The following is a 17,937-nucleotide window of genomic DNA, read 5'->3' as shown; positions in this document are numbered from 1 at the left end:
TCGGGTCCTCTGCCTCCTACAACCCGGGTGGCACGTCGAACTCATCGGGTGCGGCGGACGACTTCCGGACCCAGCGCGGCCGGCAGACCGAACGCCGGAAAGATCCCCGGGTCCAGGAACGAGACGACCTCGGCGATCCGAGCGCCGCGGACGGCGACCAGGTCCAGGGCGACCGCCGTGAAGGCGGCTGCGTCCGGCTGCCGGGCGTAGGTGCCGAACGCGAGCTGCCCGTTCGCGGACGTCGGCACGAACCGCCACGGCAGCGCGAGCGGCCCCCGCCGTAGGAACGCGCCGATCTGCTCGCGACCCGCGTACCACTGCGCCAGCGGCGGCATCGAGTAGCGGGCGTCCTCGGTCAGCATCGCCAGGATGGCGTCGACGTCGCCCCGCTCCCACGCGTCCGCGTACCGCCGGGCCAGCTCGCGGAGCCGCCGCTCGCCGAGCGTGCGGAACTCCGCCTGCTGGGAGGTGGCCGGGCGCTGCGTGCCGGTCACCCGGCGGGCCCGTTGCAGGGCGCTGTTGACCGCCGCGACGGACGTGCCGAGGATGCCGGCGACCTCCCCGGCCGGGTAGCCGAGCACGTCCCGCAGCAGCAGCGCGGCCCGCTGCCGACCGGACAGGCGTTGCAGTGACGCGACGAACGCGAACTCGACCTGTTCCCGGGCCACCACCCGGCGGGCCGGGTCCTGCGCCTCGTCGAGATCCGGCCGGCGGTCCGGGTACGGTCCCAGCCAGGCCGTCTCCGTCGCCGGCGCACCCGGCGTGAGGTCGGTCGGCAGCTCCCGGCGGCGGCCCCGACGTTCGATCAGGGTCAGGCAGCGGTTCGTCGCGATCCGGTGGAGCCACGCCCGGAGGGTGCCGCGGTCGTCGTACCGCTCCCGGTGCTGCCAGGCCCGCAGCAGGGTCTCCTGCACCGCGTCCTCGGCCTCGTGGAGGGAGCCGAGCATGCGGTAGCAGTGCGCGGTCAGCTCGCCACGGTAGGCATCGGTCAGCCGCGCGAACGCCGACGTGCCGTGCTCGCGCCGCTCCGGTGGTTCCGGCTGCACCGCGAAATTGTGGCAGTCCCGACCGGGGTCGGCGGCATGACCGGGACGCCGCGGGGGCAAGAGCGGACGGAGAGCTAATCTGGGAGACCGTCCGCACCGCGATGCCGTTGGTGACCGGATTCGTCGCCCGGATCGGCTCGGGGGCCTGAACGCGCAGGAACGGGTGTGGGGGGAGACACGGGCGATGACCGGCGCTGGCACCGACCCGCGGACACGTGCCGACGTGTTCGCCGTCGACGGTGAGATCGGCCCGGATCTGGCGCGGGTCGACTGGTCGGCGCATCCGCTGGGGCAGCCCGACGCCTGGCCGCAGAGCCTGCGGACGGCGGTGCGCATCCTGCTCTCCTCCCGCTTCCCGATGTGGATGGCCTGGGGCCCCGAGCTGACGTTCTTCTGCAACGCCGCCTACCGCCGCGACACGCTGGGCCGCAAGTACCCGTGGGCGTTGGGCCGGCCGGCGAACGAGGTGTGGGCGGAGATCTGGGACGACATCGGCCCCCGCATCGACACCGTGCTACGCACCGGCGAGGCGACCTGGGACGAGGCGCTGCTGCTGTTCCTGGAGCGCTCCGACTACCGGGAGGAGACCTACCACACGTTCTCCTACAGCCCGCTGCGCGACGACGACGGCGCGCTGGTCGGGATGCTCTGCGTGGTCAGCGAGGAGACCGAGCGGGTCATCGGCGAGCGCCGGATGGCCACGCTGCGGGACCTCGGCTCGGACCCGAGCGTGATCCGCACCGAGCAGGAGACGCTCGCGTTCGCCGGCCGCCAGTTGGGGCGCAACCCGTACGATCTGCCGTTCACGCTGACGTACCTGTTTGGTGACGAGGGTGAGGCGCGATTGGCGGAGGCGACCGGGTTCGCCGCCGGTCATCCGGCGGCGCCGACGAGGCTGCCGCTCGGCGACCTCGACGCGGTCTGGCCGGCGCGGGCCCTGACCGATGGAGACCCGGTTCGGGTGCCGCTGGACGGCGCCGCGTTCGACGGGCTGCCGACGGGCGCCTGGCCGGACCCGCCGACCGAGGCGCTGCTGGTGCCGCTGCGCCAGCAGGGCGGCACGCCGTACGGATTCCTGGTGGCCGGGCTCAACCGCTACCGGGCCCTCGACGACGGCTACCGCGGGTTCGTGGAGCTGACCGCCGGGCACGTCGCGACCGGGATCGCCAGCGCCCGCAGCTACCAGGCCCAGCAGCGGCGGGCCGAGGAGCTCGCCGAGCTGGACCGGGCGAAGACCGCGTTCTTCTCCAACATCAGCCACGAGTTCCGCACCCCGCTGACGCTGATCATGGGGCCGGTGGACGAGCTGCGCGGCCGGCTACGGGACGCCGACGGCCCGATCCGCGAGGAGCTGGAGGTCATCCGCCGCAACGGGCTGCGCTTGGGCAAGCTGGTCAACAGCCTGCTCGACTTCTCGCGGATCGAGGCCGGCCGGATGCAGGCCCGCTACCAACCGGTGGACCTGGCCGCGGTGACCGCCGACCTGGCCAGCGTCTTCCGGTCGGCGATCGAACGCGCCGGCCTGACCTTCGAGGTCGACTGCCCGCCCCTGCCCGAGCCGGTGCACATCGACCCGGGCATGTGGGAGAAGGTGGTCCTCAACCTGCTCAGCAACGCCCTGAAGTTCACCTTCGACGGCACCGTGCGGGTGGTGCTGCGCGCCGAGCACGGGCAGGCCGTCCTGCGGGTCGCCGACACCGGCATCGGCGTCGCCGAGGAGGAGATGCCCCGGCTGTTCGAGCGGTTCCACCGCATCGAGAACGCCCGGTCCCGCTCCGACGAGGGCAGCGGCATCGGGCTGGCCCTGGTCAAGGAACTGGTCACGCTGCATGGCGGCACCATCACCGCCAGCAGCGCGGTCAGCCGCGGCACCGAGTTCACGGTCCGGCTGCCGTTCGGCGACACCCACCTGCCGGCCGACGCGATCGCCCCGGCCGGCTCCGGCCGCGTCCCGCTCTCCGCCGAGCCGTTCGTGCAGGAGGCGCTGCGCTGGCTGCCCGGCGACTCGACGGCCGGGGTCGTCCCGGACGACGCGACGCCGGTCGAGGGCCCGGCGCCGGTGCTGCCGGGGCAGGTCCCGGCCCGGATCCTGGTCGCCGACGACAACGCCGACATGCGCGAGTACCTCACCCGCCTGCTGCGCTCCGCCGGGCACCGGGTGCGGGCCGTGGCCGACGGGCAGGAGGCGTTGGAGGCCGCCCGCACCCACACGCCGGACCTGGTGGTCAGCGACGTGATGATGCCCCGGCTGGACGGCCTGCAACTGGTGGCCGCGCTGCGGGCCGACCCCCGGACCGCCAGCACGCCGGTGCTGCTGCTGTCCGCCCGCGCCGGGCAGGAGGCCTCCATCGAGGGCCTGGAGGCCGGCGCCGACGACTATCTGGTCAAGCCGTTCCCGGCCGCCGAGCTGCTGGCCCGGGTGCGGGCGAACGTGGAGCTGGCCCGACTGCGCAACCACCACGCCCGTTGGCGCACCGCGCTCGTGGACTCGTTGCAGGAGGCGTTCTTCGTCTGCGACGAGGCCGGCGCGGTCGTCGAGATCAACACGGCCTTCACCGACATCCTCGGCTACGGGCCGGAGAACCTGCCCTACCTGCCGGTGCAGCCGTGGTGGCCGGACCCGGAGGCCGAGCCCGAGGCACACCGTCAGGTGTCCGCCGCGTTCTCGCTGCTGATCGGCCAGTCGAAGGGCACCTACACCGTGCCGGTGACCCACCGCGACGGGCACCGGATCTGGATCGCCACCGCGTTCAACCAGGTCGACGACCCGGACACCGGACGCCGGGTCATCGTGGGCACGTTCCGCGACGTCACCACCGAGCACTACGCCGTGCAGCGCGAGACCGCGCTGGCCGGGCTGAGCCTGCGGCTGTCGCAGGCGGACGACCTCACCGACGCCCTGCACGGGGTGCTGGACGAGATGCGCAAGCTGTGGCGGGCCGCCGGCGTGGTCACCGCCGTCTTCGGCGACTCCCCCCTGCCCGACCTCACCGCGACCGACCCCCTGCTGCGGTGGGACGCGCTGCCCGACGAGCGCCGGCAGGCGCTGCTCGCGGTGCGGGACACGCCGCTGCTGACCCCGGTGGCGACGCCGGCGCACGGCGCCGGCGTCGCGCTGGAGCATCCGGACGGCACCATGGCGCTCTGGATCGACCTGGGCGAGAAGCGGCCCTTCACCGAGCAGGACCAGACGCTGCTGGCGTTGCTCGCCGGCCACGTCGCCCAGGGACTGCACCGCGTGCGCCAGATCGACCAGCAACGCGAGACCGCCCTGGCCCTGCAACGGGCGATCCTGGGCCCGGCCCAGCTCCCCGCCGGTTTCGCCGTGCGCTACGCGCCGGCGTCGCTTCCGCTCAAGGTCGGCGGCGACTGGTACGACACGGTCGAGCTGCCGGACGGGCGGATCGGGATCGTGGTCGGCGACTGCGTCGGTCACGGCCTGCGGGCCGCCACCGTGATGGGGCAGCTGCGCAGCGCCTGCCGCGCGCTGCTGTTGCAGGACGCCAGTCCGGCCCAGACGCTGATGGCCCTGGACCGGTTCGCCGCCCTGCTCCCGGGCGCGCAGTGCGCGACCGTCCTCTGCGGTGTGCTGGACCCGGCGACCGGGCGGCTGCGCTACTCCAGCGCCGGGCATCCGCCGGCCGTCGTGGTGCACCCCGACGGCACGTCCGAGTTCCTCGACCAGGGTCGGTCCCGGCCGCTCGCGGTGCGGACCGGCCGGGAACGCCCGGAGGCCGAGGCCACCGTGCCGGCCCGGGCCACGCTCATGCTCTACACCGACGGCCTGGTCGAACGTCGCCGCCAGCCGCTCACCGCCGGCATCGACCGGGCCACCTCGGCGATCCAGGAGGGCCGGGGCCTCCCGGTCGAGGCGCTGGCCACCGAGGTGATGGACCAACTCACCCCGGAAGGCGGGTACGACGACGACGTGGCTCTGCTCCTCTACCGCCACCCGGGGCCGCTGGAACTGGACTTCCCCGCCGAGTCGTCGCGCCTGGCCGAGGTGCGCACCGCGTTGCGCGGGTGGCTGGACCGGTGCGGGCTGGCCCCGGCGCATTCCTACAACGTCCTGGTGGCCGCCGGTGAGGCGTGCGCCAACGCGATCGAGCACGGCCACCGGGACAGTCCCGGCGGGCGGATCCGGCTCCGCGCCGCCGCCACCGCCGACGCGCTGCGGCTGAGCGTCACCGACAGCGGGCACTGGCGGGACCGGGACCGGCCGTCCGACCCGCACCGGGGCCGCGGGTTGGTGCTCATGCGTGCTCTGATGGACTCCATCACGGTGACCCCGGGGGCCACCGGCACCACCGTCGACATGCAGGCAAGGATCATCCGATGAGCACGGCCCTGACGCTCACCACCGGCAGCGACCCCGACGGCACGCGCGTGCTGACCGCGGTCGGCGAGATCGACATGAGCAACGCGACCGCCTTCGCCGCCGCGCTCGACGACGCCGTCCGGCCCGACGGTGACCCCCTCGTGGTGGACCTGACCGCTGTGGAATATCTCGACAGCGCCGGCCTGGCCGTGCTGTTCCCGCACGCCGAGCACATCGCACTCGTGGCCAGTCCGCTGCTGGAGCCGCTGCTCACCATCTCCGGCCTGGCCGACCTCACCACCGTCCGGAGCGGTCGAGGCACCGACGGTCACCTCGGGGCGGTGGGCTCGCCGGACCCGACCAGGTGACGCGCCAGGTCGAGCAGCCTGGTGTTGGTGTGCCGGCTGCTCAGGACGGGTAGCCGGCACGCCTGCTCGCCGACACAGCCCCGAGATCCATTCCGCCACCCCGATGGGCATCGATGTTAGCGTTCACCCAGGTGGTGGCCCCGACGCGCCATTCATATGACGTATGGCCGCTGACTCAGCCGCTTTCGCGGGAAACCGGGCGTTGACGTCACGCGGACGTAACGCCTAACGTCTGATGTCTGAGTCAGCAAGGCCCTCACCACCCACCACCACTTTCGGAGGGATCACCATGTCCCGTCCCCACCTCACCCGTCGTTCGCTCCTGGCCGCTCTCGGTGCCGGCGGAGCCGCGGTCGCCGCCGGCGGCATCCTCCGTCCCGGGCCCGCCGCCGCTGCCATCCCCGGGCCCGCCAGCTATGCCGAGACCTGGGCGTCGGTCGGGCAGCACCCGGCCGCACCGGAGTGGTTCCAGGACGCCAAGTTCGGCGTCTACTTCCACTGGGGCGCGTTCAGCGTTCCGGCCTACGCCAACGAGTGGTACCCGCGCAACATGTACAACAACGGCTCGAACGAGAACAACCACCACAAGTCCGTCTACGGTGACCCGTCGGCGTGGCCGTACCACAACTTCATCAACGGAGCCCGCGACAAGGCCGGGAACCTCGTCCAGTTCGCCCCGAAACTGAAGTCCGCCGGCGGCAACTTCGACCCCAACGAGTGGGCCCAGCTGTTCGCCGACGCCGGGGCGAAGTTCGCCGGGCCGGTGGCCGAGCACCACGACGGCTTCTCCATGTGGAACAGCCAGGTCAACGAGTGGAACTCGGTGGCCCGCGGCCCCCGGCTCGACCTGCTCCGCCTGCACACCGACGCGATCCGCGCCCGCGGCCTCAAGGTCATGGTCGCCATGCACCACGCGTACAACTTCACCGGCTTCTATCAGTGGGCGCCGCAGCAGTCCGACGCCAGCCTGCGCAAGCTCTACGGGCAGTTGGGCACCGCCGCGGAGGAACAGCTCTGGTACGACAAGCTCCGCGAGGTCATCGACCAGGCCCAGCCGGACATCATCTGGCAGGACTTCAACCTCAGCCGGATCAGCGAGGCGCAGCGGCTGCGGTTCCTGGCCTACTACTACAACCGGGCCGTGGCGTGGGACAAGGAGGTCGTCGCCACCTACAAGGACGGCCTGGACCTCGGCGGCACGGTCTTCGACTACGAGCGCGGCGGTCCCGCCGCCCTGCGCCAGCCCTACTGGCTCACCGACGACAGCATCAGCAGCTCCAGCTGGTGCTACACGGTGGGCATCGGTTACTACTCGCTGAACCAGATGCTGCACTCGCTGCTCGACCGGGTCAGCAAGAACGGCAACATGGTGCTCAACATCGCGCCGATGGCCGACGGCACCATCCCCGCCGGGCAACGCACCATCCTGCTCGGCATCGGCGACTACCTGCGCCGCTTCGGCGAGTCCGTCTACGCCACCCGGGCCTGGACGACGCACGGCGAGGGCCCCACCCAGATGGGCGGCGGCTCCTTCAGCACCCCGCGCGCCGGCACCGCCCAGGACATCCGGTTCACCCGCAGCAAGGACAACCGGGTCCTGTACGCCACGTTCCTCGGCTGGCCGGGCAGCACGGCCACCATCACCACGCTGGCGTCCGGCCGGATCAACCTCGGCACGCTGACCGGCGTGCAACTGCTCGACACCAACGCCGGCAGCTACGTCAACCTGCCGACCCGCACCCAGGACACCACCGGCCTGCGGATCACCATGCCGTCGGCCGGCGCGCCGTTCAGCGCGCCCGCGTACGTGGTCAAGCTGACGTTCAGCGGCCCGATCCCGGTGCTCGGCGGCGGCTCGACCACCTGGCAGCGGATCACCAACGTGACCAACGGCCTGGTGCTGGACAGCGGCGGCAACGTCGCCTCGGGGTCCGCGCTGAAGCAGTGGAGCTGGGACGGCAGCACGAACCTCCAGTGGCAGCTCGTCGACCTGGGCACCGGATACCACCGGATCGTCAACCGGACCAACGGCATGGTCGTCGACGGCTTCGGCCAGACCACCAACGGCGCCGCCGCCCAGCAGGCGTCCTGGAACGGCGGCACCAGCCAGCAGTGGCAGCTCACCGACCAGGGCAACGGGCGGTACCGGATCGCCAACCGGGCCACCGGCCTGGTGCTCGACGGTGGCGGCCAGGTCGCCTCCGGCTCCACCGTCAAGCAGTGGAGCTGGGACGGCAGCACGAACCTGCTCTGGACCCTCACCACCGTCTGAAGCCCCGAATCCACGTCCCGATTTGGAGGACCACGATGACCCGTAGAGCTCTGCTGGGGCTGGGGTTGACCATGACGCTCGTCGCCTCGGCCACGCTCGCCGCCGGCTGCGGTGACGATGCGGCCGAGGGCACCGGCTCGGGCGGCTCCGCCCCGCTCGTCGGCGTGGACTACCCGCGCTCCGACACCGACTTCTGGAACTCGTACATCAGGTACGTGCCGACGTTCGCCGACGAGCTGGGCGTCGAGCTGAAGACCACGAACTCGCAGAACGACATCGCGAACCTGATCTCCAACGCCCAGACCTTCGTGAGCCAGGGGGTCAAGGGCGTGGTGATGGCCCCGCAGGACACCGCCGCCATCGCCCCGACCCTGCAGCAACTGGCCGCCAAGAAGATCCCGGTGGTCACCATCGACACCCGCCCGGACACCGGCGAGGTGGCGATGGTGATCCGCGCCGACAACCGGGCCTACGGCACCAAGGCGTGCAAGTTCCTCGGCACCAAGCTCGGCGGCAAGGGGAAGGTGGTGATGTTGCAGGGCGGCCTCGACTCGATCAACGGCCGGGACCGCACCGAGGCGTTCCAGGACTGCATGCGCTCCGACTACCCGGGCATCACGGTGTTCGGGGAGGCCACCGACTGGAAGGCCGACGTGGCGGCCACGAAGCTCCAGACCCGGTTCGCGTCGGACCCGGACGTCAAGGGCATCTACATGCAGTCGTCCTTCGCGCTCTCCGGCACGCTCCAGATCCTCAAGCAGCGTGGCCTCCAGGTCCCGGCGAGCGACCCGAAGCACGTCTTCGTCGTCTCCAACGACGGCATCCCGGAGGAGCTGTCCGGCATCGGCCAGGGTCTGATCGACGCCACCGTCAGCCAGCCCGCCGACCTCTACGCCAAGTACGGCCTGGAGTACGTGAAGGCGGCGATCGACGGCAAGACGTTCCAGCCCGGCCCGACCGACCACGGCAGCACGATCATCAAGGTGCGGGAGGGTCTGCTGGAGGACCAGCTCCCGGCGCCGCTGGTGACCAGGGACGGCGCGCAGATCGCGGGCGAGCCCACCCTGACGTTCGACGACAAGTCCCTGTGGGGCAACAACGCATGAGCGTCCGCTCCCAGGCCTCGACGGACGGGCCGGCCGGCGATCTCCGGCCCGTCGTCGAGGCCGTACGCATCACCAAGCGCTTCGGGTCGACGACCGCACTCTCCGACGCCGGCATCGTGGTCCGGCCCGGCGAGACGCACGCCCTGGTGGGCCGCAACGGCGCCGGCAAGTCGACACTGGTCGGCATCCTCACCGGCCTCCAGGCGCCGGACGACGGGGCGGTGGCCTTCGACGGCCGTCCCGCGCCGCCGCTGGGCGACCGGGACGCCTGGCGGCAGCGGGTGGCCTGCGTCTACCAGAAGTCCACGATCATCCCCACGCTCACCGTGGCGGAGAACCTGTTCCTCAACCGGCACGACCGTGGTCCCGGCGGGCTGATCCGCTGGTCGCGACTGCGTCGTGCGGCGGAGGAGCTGCTGGCGACGTGGTCGGTCGACGTGGACGTGCGGCAGCCCGCCTCGACGCTGTCGGTCGAGCAGCGACAGTTCGTGGAGATCGCCCGGGCGTTGTCGTTCGGCGCCCGGTTCATCATCCTCGACGAACCGACCGCGCAGCTCGACGGCGCGGGGATCAACCGTCTGTTCACCCGCATCCGCGACCTGCGCGCGCACGGGGTGACGTTCCTGTTCATCAGTCACCACCTGCAGGAGATCTACGAGATCTGCGACCAGGTGACCGTCTTCCGCGACGCCCGGCACGTCGTCACCGCGCCGGTGGCCGAGCTGGGCCGACCGGCCCTGGTGGCGGCCATGACCGGAGAGGACGTGACGATGCCCGAGGCCGACCATCCGCCGCTGCCGGCCGAGGCCCCCGTACTGCTGTCCGTGCGCGACCTGGTCACCTCGTCCGGCGCCGAGCTGTCCCTGGAGGCCCGGGCCGGCGAGGTGGTCGGCGTCGCGGGCGGCGGTGGCAGCGGCAAGCTCGAGGTGGCCGAGGCGATCGTCGGCCTGGCCCGCCGCGCCGGTGGGACGGTCGCGCTCGACGGGCGCGTGCTGCGGCCGGGCAGCGTGCCCGACGCCCTCGACGCCGGAGTCGGTCTGGTGCCGCAGGACCGTCACCGCGAGGGCCTGGTGCCGCTGCTGTCCATCGCGGAGAACGTCACGATGACCGTGCCGGAGCGCATCGCGCGCCGGGGCCTCATCTCACCGGGACGGCGGGACGCCCTGGCCCGCACCGCCATCGCCGAGCTGGCCGTCAAGGCGGCCGGGCCGCACGTCCCCGTCGCCGACCTGTCCGGGGGCAACCAGCAGAAGGTGGTGATGGCCCGGGCGTTGGCCAACGATCCGAAACTGCTGGTGCTCATCACCCCGACGGCCGGCGTCGACGTGCGCTCCAAGCAGACCCTGCTGGGTGTGGTGGAACAGGTGCGCCGCCGGGGCACCGCCGTACTGATCGTCTCCGACGAACTCGACGACCTGCGGATCTGTGATCGCGTCCTGGTCATGTACCAGGGGCGGGTCATCCGCGAACTGGCGCACGGCTGGCACGACAACGAGCTGGTAGCCGCCATGGAAGGGGTGGATCTCCACCATGCCTGAGACGCTGTCCACCACGACGTCGCCGCCGTCCGGGGCATCCCCGCCGGCACCGCCGTCGCCCTCGCCACGGAGTCTGGTCGTCACCCGCCTGCGGGACCTGGCCCTGGTGCCGGCGATCATCGCGGTCGCCGTCGTCGGTTCGCTCGTGAATCCCGTCTTCCTCAGCACCGACAACATCCTCAACGTGCTGCAGAGCATGTCGGAGATCGCCATCCTGGTCCTGGCCCAGACCATCGTGCTGATCACCGGCAAGATGGACCTGTCGTTGGAGTCCACCTTCGGCCTGGCCCCGGGCATCGCGGCCTGGCTGGTCGTCGACCCCGCGCTCACCCGCGGTCTCGGCCTCGACGTGCTGCCCGACGGCCTGGCGGTGCCGGTGGTCCTGCTCGTCGGCGCCCTGGTCGGCGCCGTCAACGGGCTGCTCATCGTCCGCTTCGGCCTCAACGGCTTCATCGTGACGCTGGGCATGCTGATCGTCCTGCGCGGGCTGCTCACCGGCATCTCCGGCGGCCAGACGTTCTTCGCGTTGCCGGACTCGATGACCTATCTCGGCTCGGCCACCTGGTTCGGGGCGCCGGCCTCCATCTGGGTGTCGCTGCTGTTGTTCGCCGTCGGGATCGTCGTGCTCGGCTACACCCGCACCGGCCGGGCGTTGTACGCCATCGGCGGCAACGTCGACGCGGCCCGCGCGGCCGGCATCCGCACCGACCGGGTGCTGTGGGCCGTCCTGGTCGTGGCGAGCACGCTGGCCGCGCTCGCCGGGTTGCTGATCAGCGGGCGGCTCGCCGCGGTGCCGGCGGCGCAGGGCGACGGCGCCATCTTCCAGGTGTTCGCGGCGGCGGTCATCGGCGGGGTCAGCCTCAACGGCGGCAAGGGCAGCGTGTTCGGCGCCTTCACCGGCGTCCTGCTCCTCTTCATGATCATCAACGTGCTCACGCTCGCCGGAGTGCCCGCCCAGTGGACCACCTTCCTCAACGGCGCCGTCATCCTGGTCGCCCTGACGGTCTCCCGGATCACCGGGGGCAAGGCGCAGACATGACGCCACGGCCACATCCGGCGCCGCCGGCGAGCCAGCCCATCTCGATCGACCGGGAGAACCGTTGTCCGAGCACATCACCTCCGTAGAGACCATCGACGTACGGTTCCCGACGTCGCGCCACCGCGACGGGTCCGACGCGATGAACCCGTTCCCGGACTATTCCGCCGCCTACGTCATCCTGCGCACCTCGGCCGGCGCCGAGGGGCACGGCCTCGTGTTCACCGTGGGACGGGGCACCGAGATCCAGGTCCGGGCGCTGAGGTCGCTGGCCCCCATGGTGGCGGGTCAGCCGGTCGACGCGCTGGTCGCCGACCCCGGTGCGCTGGCGCGCCGGTTGGTCGGCGACAGCCAGATCCGCTGGCTGGGGCCGGAGAAGGGGGTCGTGCACATGGCGGCCGGCGGCCTGGTGAACGCGGTGTGGGACCTCGCCGCCCGGCGGGCCGGCAAGCCGTTGTGGAAACTGCTCGCCGACCTCACCCCGGAGCAACTCGTGGCGCAGGTCGACTTCCGCTACCTGCGCGACGCCCTGACCGAGGACGAGGCGCTGGCGCTGCTGCGGGCCGCGGTCGACGGGCGGGCGGACCGGGAGCGCCGGCTGCTGGCCGAGGGCTTTCCGGCGTACACCACGACGCCGGGCTGGCTCGGCTACGACGACGACAAGCTGGCCCGGCTCTGCAAGGAGGCGGTCGAGGCCGGGTTCCGACTGATCAAGCTGAAAGTGGGCGGGAACCTCGCCGAGGACGTCCGCCGGTTGGGCATCGCCCGGCAGGCCGTCGGTCCGGACGTCCGGATCGCGGTCGACGCGAACCAGGTGTGGGGGGTGCCCGAGGCGATCCGGTGGATGCGCGAGCTGGCCCCGTTCGACCCGTACTGGATCGAGGAGCCGACCTCACCCGACGACATCCTCGGGCACGCCGCCGTACGCTCGGCCGTCGCACCGACGAAGGTGGCCACCGGCGAGCACGGGCACAACGCCGTGATGTTCAAGCAACTGCTGCAGGCCGGCGCCGTCGACGTGGTCCAGATCGACGCCTGCCGGGTCGCCGGGGTCAACGAGAACCTGGCCATCCTGCTGCTCGCGGCGAAGTTCGGCGTCCCGGTCTGCCCGCACGCCGGCGGGGTGGGGCTGTGCGAGCTGGTGCAGCACCTCGCCATGTTCGACTTCGTCGCCCTCAGCGGCACCACCACCGATCGGGCCATCGAGTACGTCGACCACCTGCACGAGCACTTCGCGGACCCGGTACGGATCAGTGAGGGCCGTTACCTCGCGCCCCGCTCCCCCGGCATGAGCGCGGAGATGCTCGCTCCCTCGCTGGCCGACTACCGGTTCCCCGACGGCCCCCGGTGGGCGGCGCCGGCGACGGGAGCCGCACCCCAATGATCATCGACGCGCACCACCACCTCTGGCAGCCCGACCGCGGCTACCACTGGCTCGACGAGCCGGGGCTGGCCGCCATCCGCCGTCCCTTCACCCCCGCCGACCTGACCGCCGAACTCGCCTCGACCGGGGTGGACGGCACCGTGCTGGTGGAGGGTGGCCGCTGCCACCTCGACGAAGCGGCCGAGTTCCTCGGCCACGCCGCCGACACGCCGGCGATCCTGGGCGTGGTGGCCTGGGTCGACGTCGCCGGGGGCGAGGTGCCCGCCACCGTCCGGCGCTACCGGTCGCTCCCCGGCGGGGAGCTGCTGGTCGGGCTGCGCTCGCAGGTCCAGGGCGAGGCGGACCCGGACTATCTCGACCGTCCCGACGTGCGGCGCGGTCTCGCCGAGGTGGCCGACGCGGGCCTGGTGTTCGATCTGGTGGTCCGCGTCGACCAACTGCCGGCCGCGGCGCGGGCGGCCCGGGCCGTGCCGCACCTCTCGTTCGTCCTCGACCATCTCGGCAAGCCCCGCATCGACGAGGGCGCCGCCGGGCTGGCAGGCTGGCGCGACCCGCTCGCCGCGCTGGCCGCCAGTGGCAACGTCGCCGGCAAGCTCTCGGGTCTGGTCACCGAGGCGGCCCCGGACTGGTCGCCGGCCGACCTGAGTCCGTACGTCGAGGTCGCCGTCGCCGAGTTCGGTCCGGATCGTCTGATGTTTGGCTCGGACTGGCCGGTGTGCCTGCTCAGGTCGGACTACCCGGGGGTGCGGCGGGCCCTGGCGGCCGCGCTGCCGCACCTGTCGCCCCGGGACCGACGGGAGATCTTCGCCGGCACCGCCGTGCGCACCTATCACCTGACGCCGCCCGCCGAACCGGGCGCGTCCGGGCCGGCGACATGAACCGGTCGGTCAGGTGCCCGTCGCCTGGGCGGCGAGCACGGTGCGCAACCACGCCTCGGAGGTGTTGACATGCATCAGCGCGGTGGCCTGGGCGAGCAGCTGGTCGCGCGAACGCAGGGCGAGGTAGATCGCGTGGTGCTCCTCGATCGTCTGGTGGGCCGCGTTGGCCTCGATCAGCCCACGCCACACCCGGGCCCGCAGCGTACGGCCGGACAGCCCGTCGAGCAGCGAGGTGAGTGTCTCGTTGCCGGTGGTCGCGACCACGGTGTGGTGGAAGGCGGTGTCGAACTGGATGAGCTTCTCGGCGTCGTCGGCGGCGGCCCGCATGTCCTGCAGGATCCGGTCGAGTTCGTCCAGCTCGGAGTCGGTCATCCGCAGCGCGGCGAGACCGGTGGCCACCGGTTCCAGCATCCGCCGGACCTCCATCACCTCCAGCAGCGTGTCGTCGCGGAGCAGCTCCACCGCGACCCCCAGGCCCTCCAGCAGCAGCCGCGGGGCGAGGCTGGTGACGTAGGTGCCGTCGCCGCGACGCACGTCGAGCACCCGGGCCGACTCGAGCACCTTCACCGCTTCCCGTACCCCACTGCGCGACAGGCCCATCTGCGCGGCGAGCTGCGGCTCCGGTGGCAGCCGCGCGCCCGGCGGCAGCTCACCGCTGGAGATCATGCCGCGGATCCGCGCGATCGCGTCGTCGGTCAGTGCCATCCCCGCCCCCTTCGGACCGGCCCACCGGGTGCCGTGGGTGTGGCTCCATCACCTGCGGTGGGCAGCGGCCGTCCCCACCACTATAGATTCATCCGACGTCTGCCCGGCCACGGCCGTCGTCGCCGCCCCGTCCCCCACCTGCCGGAAGGGCCCTGACGTCATGCGATACCGCCCGCTCGGCCGCACCGGCCTGACCGTCTCGATGCTCGGCTACGGCGCCTCGCCCCTCGGCGGCGTCTTCGGCCGGATCGACGAACGGGCCGGCATCGAGGCTGTCCGCACCACGCTGGAACTCGGCGTGAACATCATCGACGTCTCCCCCTACTACGGCGCGACCACCGCGGAGACGGTGCTCGGACGCGCCCTGCGTGGCGTCGACCGGGCCAGCTACGTCCTGGCCACCAAGGTCGGCCGGTACGGCGACGCGACGTTCGACTTCTCCGCGGCCCGCACGATCCGCAGTGTCGAGGAGAGCCTGGCGCGGCTCGGGACCGACCACCTGGACCTGGTCCAGTGCCACGACATCGAGTTCGGCGACCTCGACCAGATCATCGGCGAGACGTTGCCCGCGTTGGCCCGCCTGCGCGACGCGGGGAAGGTCCGCTTCCTCGGCGTGACCGGCTATCCCCTGGCCGCGCTGCGCCGGGTCGCGGCGGCGGTCCCGCTGGACACCGTGCTCTCCTACTGCCGCTACACGCTGCTGGACCGCGCGCTGGCCGACACCGAGCCGGAGTTCACCGCCCGGGGCACCGCGGTGATGAACGCCTCCCCGCTGGCCATGGGTCTGCTCTCCCGGCGCGGCGCACCGGACTGGCATCCGGCCCCGGCGGAACTCCGCCGGGCCGCGGCCGCCGCCGGCGACCTCTGCGCGCGGCGTGGGGTCGACATCGCCCGGGTCGCACTCGGCTTCGCCGCCGCCCCGACGCGGTTCGCCACCACCTTCGTCGGTTCCGCCGACGCTCGGAACATGGCGCGCAACGTGCGCTGGGCCCTGTCCGAGCCCGACCCCGACCTGCTCGACGACATCGAGAAGCTGCTGACGCCGGTGCGCAACCTCACCTGGCCCAGCGGCCGACCGGAGAACACCCCTATCGGAGAGGCATGAGGTGCGACGTTACGGCTGTGTGATCCGGCTGCGGCCGGATCACCGGGAAGACTACCTGCGGCTGCACTCCGCCGTCTGGCCCAGCGTCGAGCAGACGCTGCGGGCGGCGCACATCCGCAACTACAGCATCTTCCTGCACGGGGACCTGCTGTTCGGCTACTACGAGTACGTCGGCGACGACCACGACGCGGACCAGCGTCGGATCGCCGCCGATCCGCAGACCCAGGCGTGGTGGCGGCTGACCGACCCGTGCCAGGAGTCGCTCGCCGAGCCCGGCTCCGGGCACTGGTGGGCACCGATGCGTGAGGTCTGGCACCTGACCGAGGAGGCTTGGTGAACCGCAGCGCGCACTACGTCGGCGACCAGAGGTTCGTCGTCGAGGACACCCGGGAGGTGCCGCCCGGCCCGGGCGAGGTACGCATCGCGGTGACGTACACCGGCATCTGCGGGACGGACCTGCACGTCGCGCACGGCGCGATGGATCACCGCGTCCACGTGCCGGCGGTGATCGGGCACGAGATGTCCGGCCGCGTCGCCGAGATCGGCCCCGACGTCACCGACCGCCGGGTGGGTGAGCCGGTGACCGTGATGCCGCTGGAGTGGTGCGGCCGGTGTCCCGCCTGCCGGGCCGGTCACCAGCACATCTGCCACCGGCTGAACTTCGTCGGCATCGACTCCCCGGGCTCGATGCAGCGCTCGTGGACGGTGCCGGCCCGGCTCGTGGTGCCGCTGCCGGACGACCTGCCGCTGGCCGAGGCCGCCCTGGTCGAGCCCACCGCGGTGGCCGTGCACGACGTGCGGCGCTCCCGCCTGGCGGCGGGCGAGCACGCGGTGGTCATCGGCGCCGGTCCGGTCGGCCTGCTCATCGGCGCGGTGGCCCGGGCGACGGGCGCCACGGTGACGGTGCTGGAGATCGATCCGCGACGCCGCGCGCTCGCCGTCGACCTCGGCCTGTCCGCCGTGGACCCGGTGGCCGTGGACGCGGTCGGACACATCCAGGAGGCGACCGGGGGCGCCGGGGCCGACGTGGTCTTCGAGGCGTCCGGGTCGGCGACCGGGGTACGCGTCGCGACCGACCTGCTCGCCGTGCGCGGACGCCTGGTGGTGGTGGCGATCCACCCCGCCCCGCGCGAGGTCGACCTGCATCGGATCTTCTGGCGCGAGCTGGAGGTGATCGGGGTACGGGTCTACGAGCGGGAGGACTACGCCGAGGCGGTCCGCCTGGTGCACCGCCGGCAGGTGCCCGCGGCGAAGCTCATCTCCCGGATCGTGCCGCTGGACGACGTGGCCGAGGCGTTCCGGGCGCTCGCCGCCGGCGGCGACGTCAAGGTGCTGGTGGATTGCGGAGGTGGGGTGTGAACCCGTTCGACCTGAGCGGCCGGCTCGCCGTGGTCACCGGCTGCCGGCGCGGGATCGGCCTGGCGATGGCGGAGGCGCTGGCGGCGGCCGGCGCGGACGTGATCGGGGTCAGCGCCTCCATCGAGGAGACCGGCAGCGAGGTCGGGGCGCGGGTGACGGCGCACGGCCGCGCGTTCGTGCCGCGCCGGTGCGACCTGGCCGACCGGGCTGCCGTGCAGGCGCTCGCCGGGTGGCTCGACCGGCGGGAGCGGCCGGTGGACATCCTGGTCAACAACGCCGGCACGATCCGCCGCGCCCCGGCTTCCGCGCACTCGGACGACGACTGGGAGCACGTCCTCGAGGTCGACCTGACCGCCCCGTTCGTCCTCGCTCGCGAGGTCGGCCGGGACATGGTCCGGCGCCGCTCCGGCAAGATCATCTTCACCGCCTCGATGTTGAGTTTCCAGGGCGGCGTGACCGTGCCGTCCTACGCGGCGGCGAAGTCGGGGATCGCCGGGCTGACCCGGGCGCTGGCCAACGAGTGGGCCGGCCACGGCGTCAACGTCAACGCGATCGCGCCCGGCTACATCGCCACCGACAACACCCAGGCGTTGCAGGACCAGCCGGAACGCAACCGGGCGATCGTGGCACGCATCCCGGCCGGGCGCTGGGGCCGCCCCGAGGACATCGCCGGGGCCACCGTGTTCCTGGCCTCCGAGGCCGCCGCGTACGTCCACGGCACGGTGCTCGCGGTCGACGGGGGCTGGCTCGCTCGCTGACGCCCGACCGGGCGGGAGCCGTCTCCCGCCTCCCCCAGCCGCGGCTCCGCCGCTCACCGCCACG

Annotated in this window: 14 protein-coding genes; 12 read left to right on the top strand and 2 right to left on the bottom strand. The window is 72.5% G+C overall.

From position 1 onward, the window contains the following. Window positions 1–41: 41 nt before the first annotated feature. Entirely contained in the window at window positions 42–1,046 is a 1,005-nt protein-coding gene (locus ACH495_RS11340) for a sigma-70 family RNA polymerase sigma factor (protein WP_396857600.1), read from the bottom strand. A gap of 184 nt (window positions 1,047–1,230) precedes the next feature. On the opposite strand from ACH495_RS11340, the gene ACH495_RS11335 reads away from it, so the two are divergent. From ACH495_RS11335 to ACH495_RS11300, 8 genes are all read left to right on the top strand, one after another. Then, the gene (locus ACH495_RS11335; RefSeq protein WP_396857599.1) at window positions 1,231–5,385 is read left to right on the top strand and encodes a SpoIIE family protein phosphatase; all 4,155 of its coding nucleotides are present in this window, start codon (window positions 1,231–1,233) and stop codon (window positions 5,383–5,385) included. Further along, window positions 5,382–5,732 carry an STAS domain-containing protein gene (locus tag ACH495_RS11330; protein ID WP_396857598.1) on the top strand — a complete coding sequence of 117 codons (351 nt, stop codon included), beginning with the start codon at window positions 5,382–5,384 and terminating at the stop codon, window positions 5,730–5,732. Before ACH495_RS11335 ends, ACH495_RS11330 begins: the two co-directional genes overlap by 4 nt. A gap of 289 nt (window positions 5,733–6,021) precedes the next feature. Further along, on the top strand, window positions 6,022–8,004 hold the full coding sequence (locus ACH495_RS11325; RefSeq protein ID WP_396857597.1) for an alpha-L-fucosidase: 1,983 nt from the start codon (window positions 6,022–6,024) through the stop codon (window positions 8,002–8,004). A gap of 35 nt (window positions 8,005–8,039) precedes the next feature. Beyond that, window positions 8,040–9,110 carry a sugar ABC transporter substrate-binding protein gene (locus ACH495_RS11320; protein ID WP_396857596.1) on the top strand — a complete coding sequence of 357 codons (1,071 nt, stop codon included), beginning with the start codon at window positions 8,040–8,042 and terminating at the stop codon, window positions 9,108–9,110. Continuing rightward, a complete protein-coding gene (locus ACH495_RS11315; RefSeq protein WP_396857595.1) occupies window positions 9,107–10,648 on the top strand; it encodes a sugar ABC transporter ATP-binding protein in 1,542 nt (513 codons plus the stop codon). Before ACH495_RS11320 ends, ACH495_RS11315 begins: the two co-directional genes overlap by 4 nt. Further along, complete coding sequence (locus ACH495_RS11310; RefSeq protein ID WP_396857594.1) at window positions 10,641–11,687, top strand: ABC transporter permease; 1,047 nt, start codon at window positions 10,641–10,643, stop codon at window positions 11,685–11,687. The genes ACH495_RS11315 and ACH495_RS11310 overlap by 8 nt, the downstream gene beginning before the upstream one ends. Window positions 11,688–11,748: 61 nt before the next feature. Beyond that, window positions 11,749–13,068: an enolase C-terminal domain-like protein gene (locus ACH495_RS11305; RefSeq protein ID WP_396857593.1), complete on the top strand. Its 1,320-nt coding sequence runs from the start codon at window positions 11,749–11,751 to the stop codon at window positions 13,066–13,068. Beyond that, window positions 13,065–13,946, top strand: coding sequence for an amidohydrolase family protein (locus ACH495_RS11300; protein WP_396857592.1), 882 nt, complete (start codon window positions 13,065–13,067; stop codon window positions 13,944–13,946). Before ACH495_RS11305 ends, ACH495_RS11300 begins: the two co-directional genes overlap by 4 nt. Window positions 13,947–13,955: 9 nt before the next feature. On the opposite strand, the gene ACH495_RS11295 is transcribed toward ACH495_RS11300, so the two are convergent. After that, a complete protein-coding gene (locus ACH495_RS11295) occupies window positions 13,956–14,651 on the bottom strand; it encodes a FadR/GntR family transcriptional regulator (RefSeq protein ID WP_396857591.1) in 696 nt (231 codons plus the stop codon). A 160-nt stretch (window positions 14,652–14,811) separates the two neighbouring features. On the opposite strand from ACH495_RS11295, the gene ACH495_RS11290 reads away from it, so the two are divergent. The 4 genes from ACH495_RS11290 to ACH495_RS11275 are packed head-to-tail and all read left to right on the top strand — an operon-like array spanning window position 14,812 to window position 17,873. Then, window positions 14,812–15,756, top strand: coding sequence for an aldo/keto reductase (locus tag ACH495_RS11290; protein WP_396857590.1), 945 nt, complete (start codon window positions 14,812–14,814; stop codon window positions 15,754–15,756). 1 nt (window position 15,757) lies between these two features. Continuing rightward, on the top strand, window positions 15,758–16,093 hold the full coding sequence (locus ACH495_RS11285) for an L-rhamnose mutarotase (RefSeq protein ID WP_396857589.1): 336 nt from the start codon (window positions 15,758–15,760) through the stop codon (window positions 16,091–16,093). Then, entirely contained in the window at window positions 16,090–17,115 is a 1,026-nt protein-coding gene (locus tag ACH495_RS11280; RefSeq protein ID WP_396857588.1) for a zinc-binding dehydrogenase, read from the top strand. Before ACH495_RS11285 ends, ACH495_RS11280 begins: the two co-directional genes overlap by 4 nt. Further along, window positions 17,112–17,873: an SDR family oxidoreductase gene (locus tag ACH495_RS11275; RefSeq protein WP_396857587.1), complete on the top strand. Its 762-nt coding sequence runs from the start codon at window positions 17,112–17,114 to the stop codon at window positions 17,871–17,873. The genes ACH495_RS11280 and ACH495_RS11275 overlap by 4 nt, the downstream gene beginning before the upstream one ends. Window positions 17,874–17,937: the final 64 nt, after the last annotated feature.

The organism is Micromonospora sp. NPDC018662 (assembly GCF_044391475.1).
In the GTDB taxonomy this organism is placed as follows: Bacteria; Actinomycetota; Actinomycetes; order Mycobacteriales; family Micromonosporaceae; genus Micromonospora.
Note: the sequence above shows the minus strand (reverse complement) of the source record. Positions and strands in the feature narration are given on the sequence as shown.

Coding starts and splice junctions, on each gene's coding strand:
- ACH495_RS11300 (WP_396857592.1), top strand. CDS start 13,065: ATGATCATCGACGCGCACCACCACCTCTGGCAGCCCGACCGCGGCTAC.
- ACH495_RS11295 (WP_396857591.1), bottom strand. CDS start 14,651: ATGGCACTGACCGACGACGCGATCGCGCGGATCCGCGGCATGATCTCC.
- ACH495_RS11320 (WP_396857596.1), top strand. CDS start 8,040: ATGACCCGTAGAGCTCTGCTGGGGCTGGGGTTGACCATGACGCTCGTC.
- ACH495_RS11290 (WP_396857590.1), top strand. CDS start 14,812: ATGCGATACCGCCCGCTCGGCCGCACCGGCCTGACCGTCTCGATGCTC.
- ACH495_RS11315 (WP_396857595.1), top strand. CDS start 9,107: ATGAGCGTCCGCTCCCAGGCCTCGACGGACGGGCCGGCCGGCGATCTC.
- ACH495_RS11335 (WP_396857599.1), top strand. CDS start 1,231: ATGACCGGCGCTGGCACCGACCCGCGGACACGTGCCGACGTGTTCGCC.
- ACH495_RS11325 (WP_396857597.1), top strand. CDS start 6,022: ATGTCCCGTCCCCACCTCACCCGTCGTTCGCTCCTGGCCGCTCTCGGT.
- ACH495_RS11330 (WP_396857598.1), top strand. CDS start 5,382: ATGAGCACGGCCCTGACGCTCACCACCGGCAGCGACCCCGACGGCACG.
- ACH495_RS11310 (WP_396857594.1), top strand. CDS start 10,641: ATGCCTGAGACGCTGTCCACCACGACGTCGCCGCCGTCCGGGGCATCC.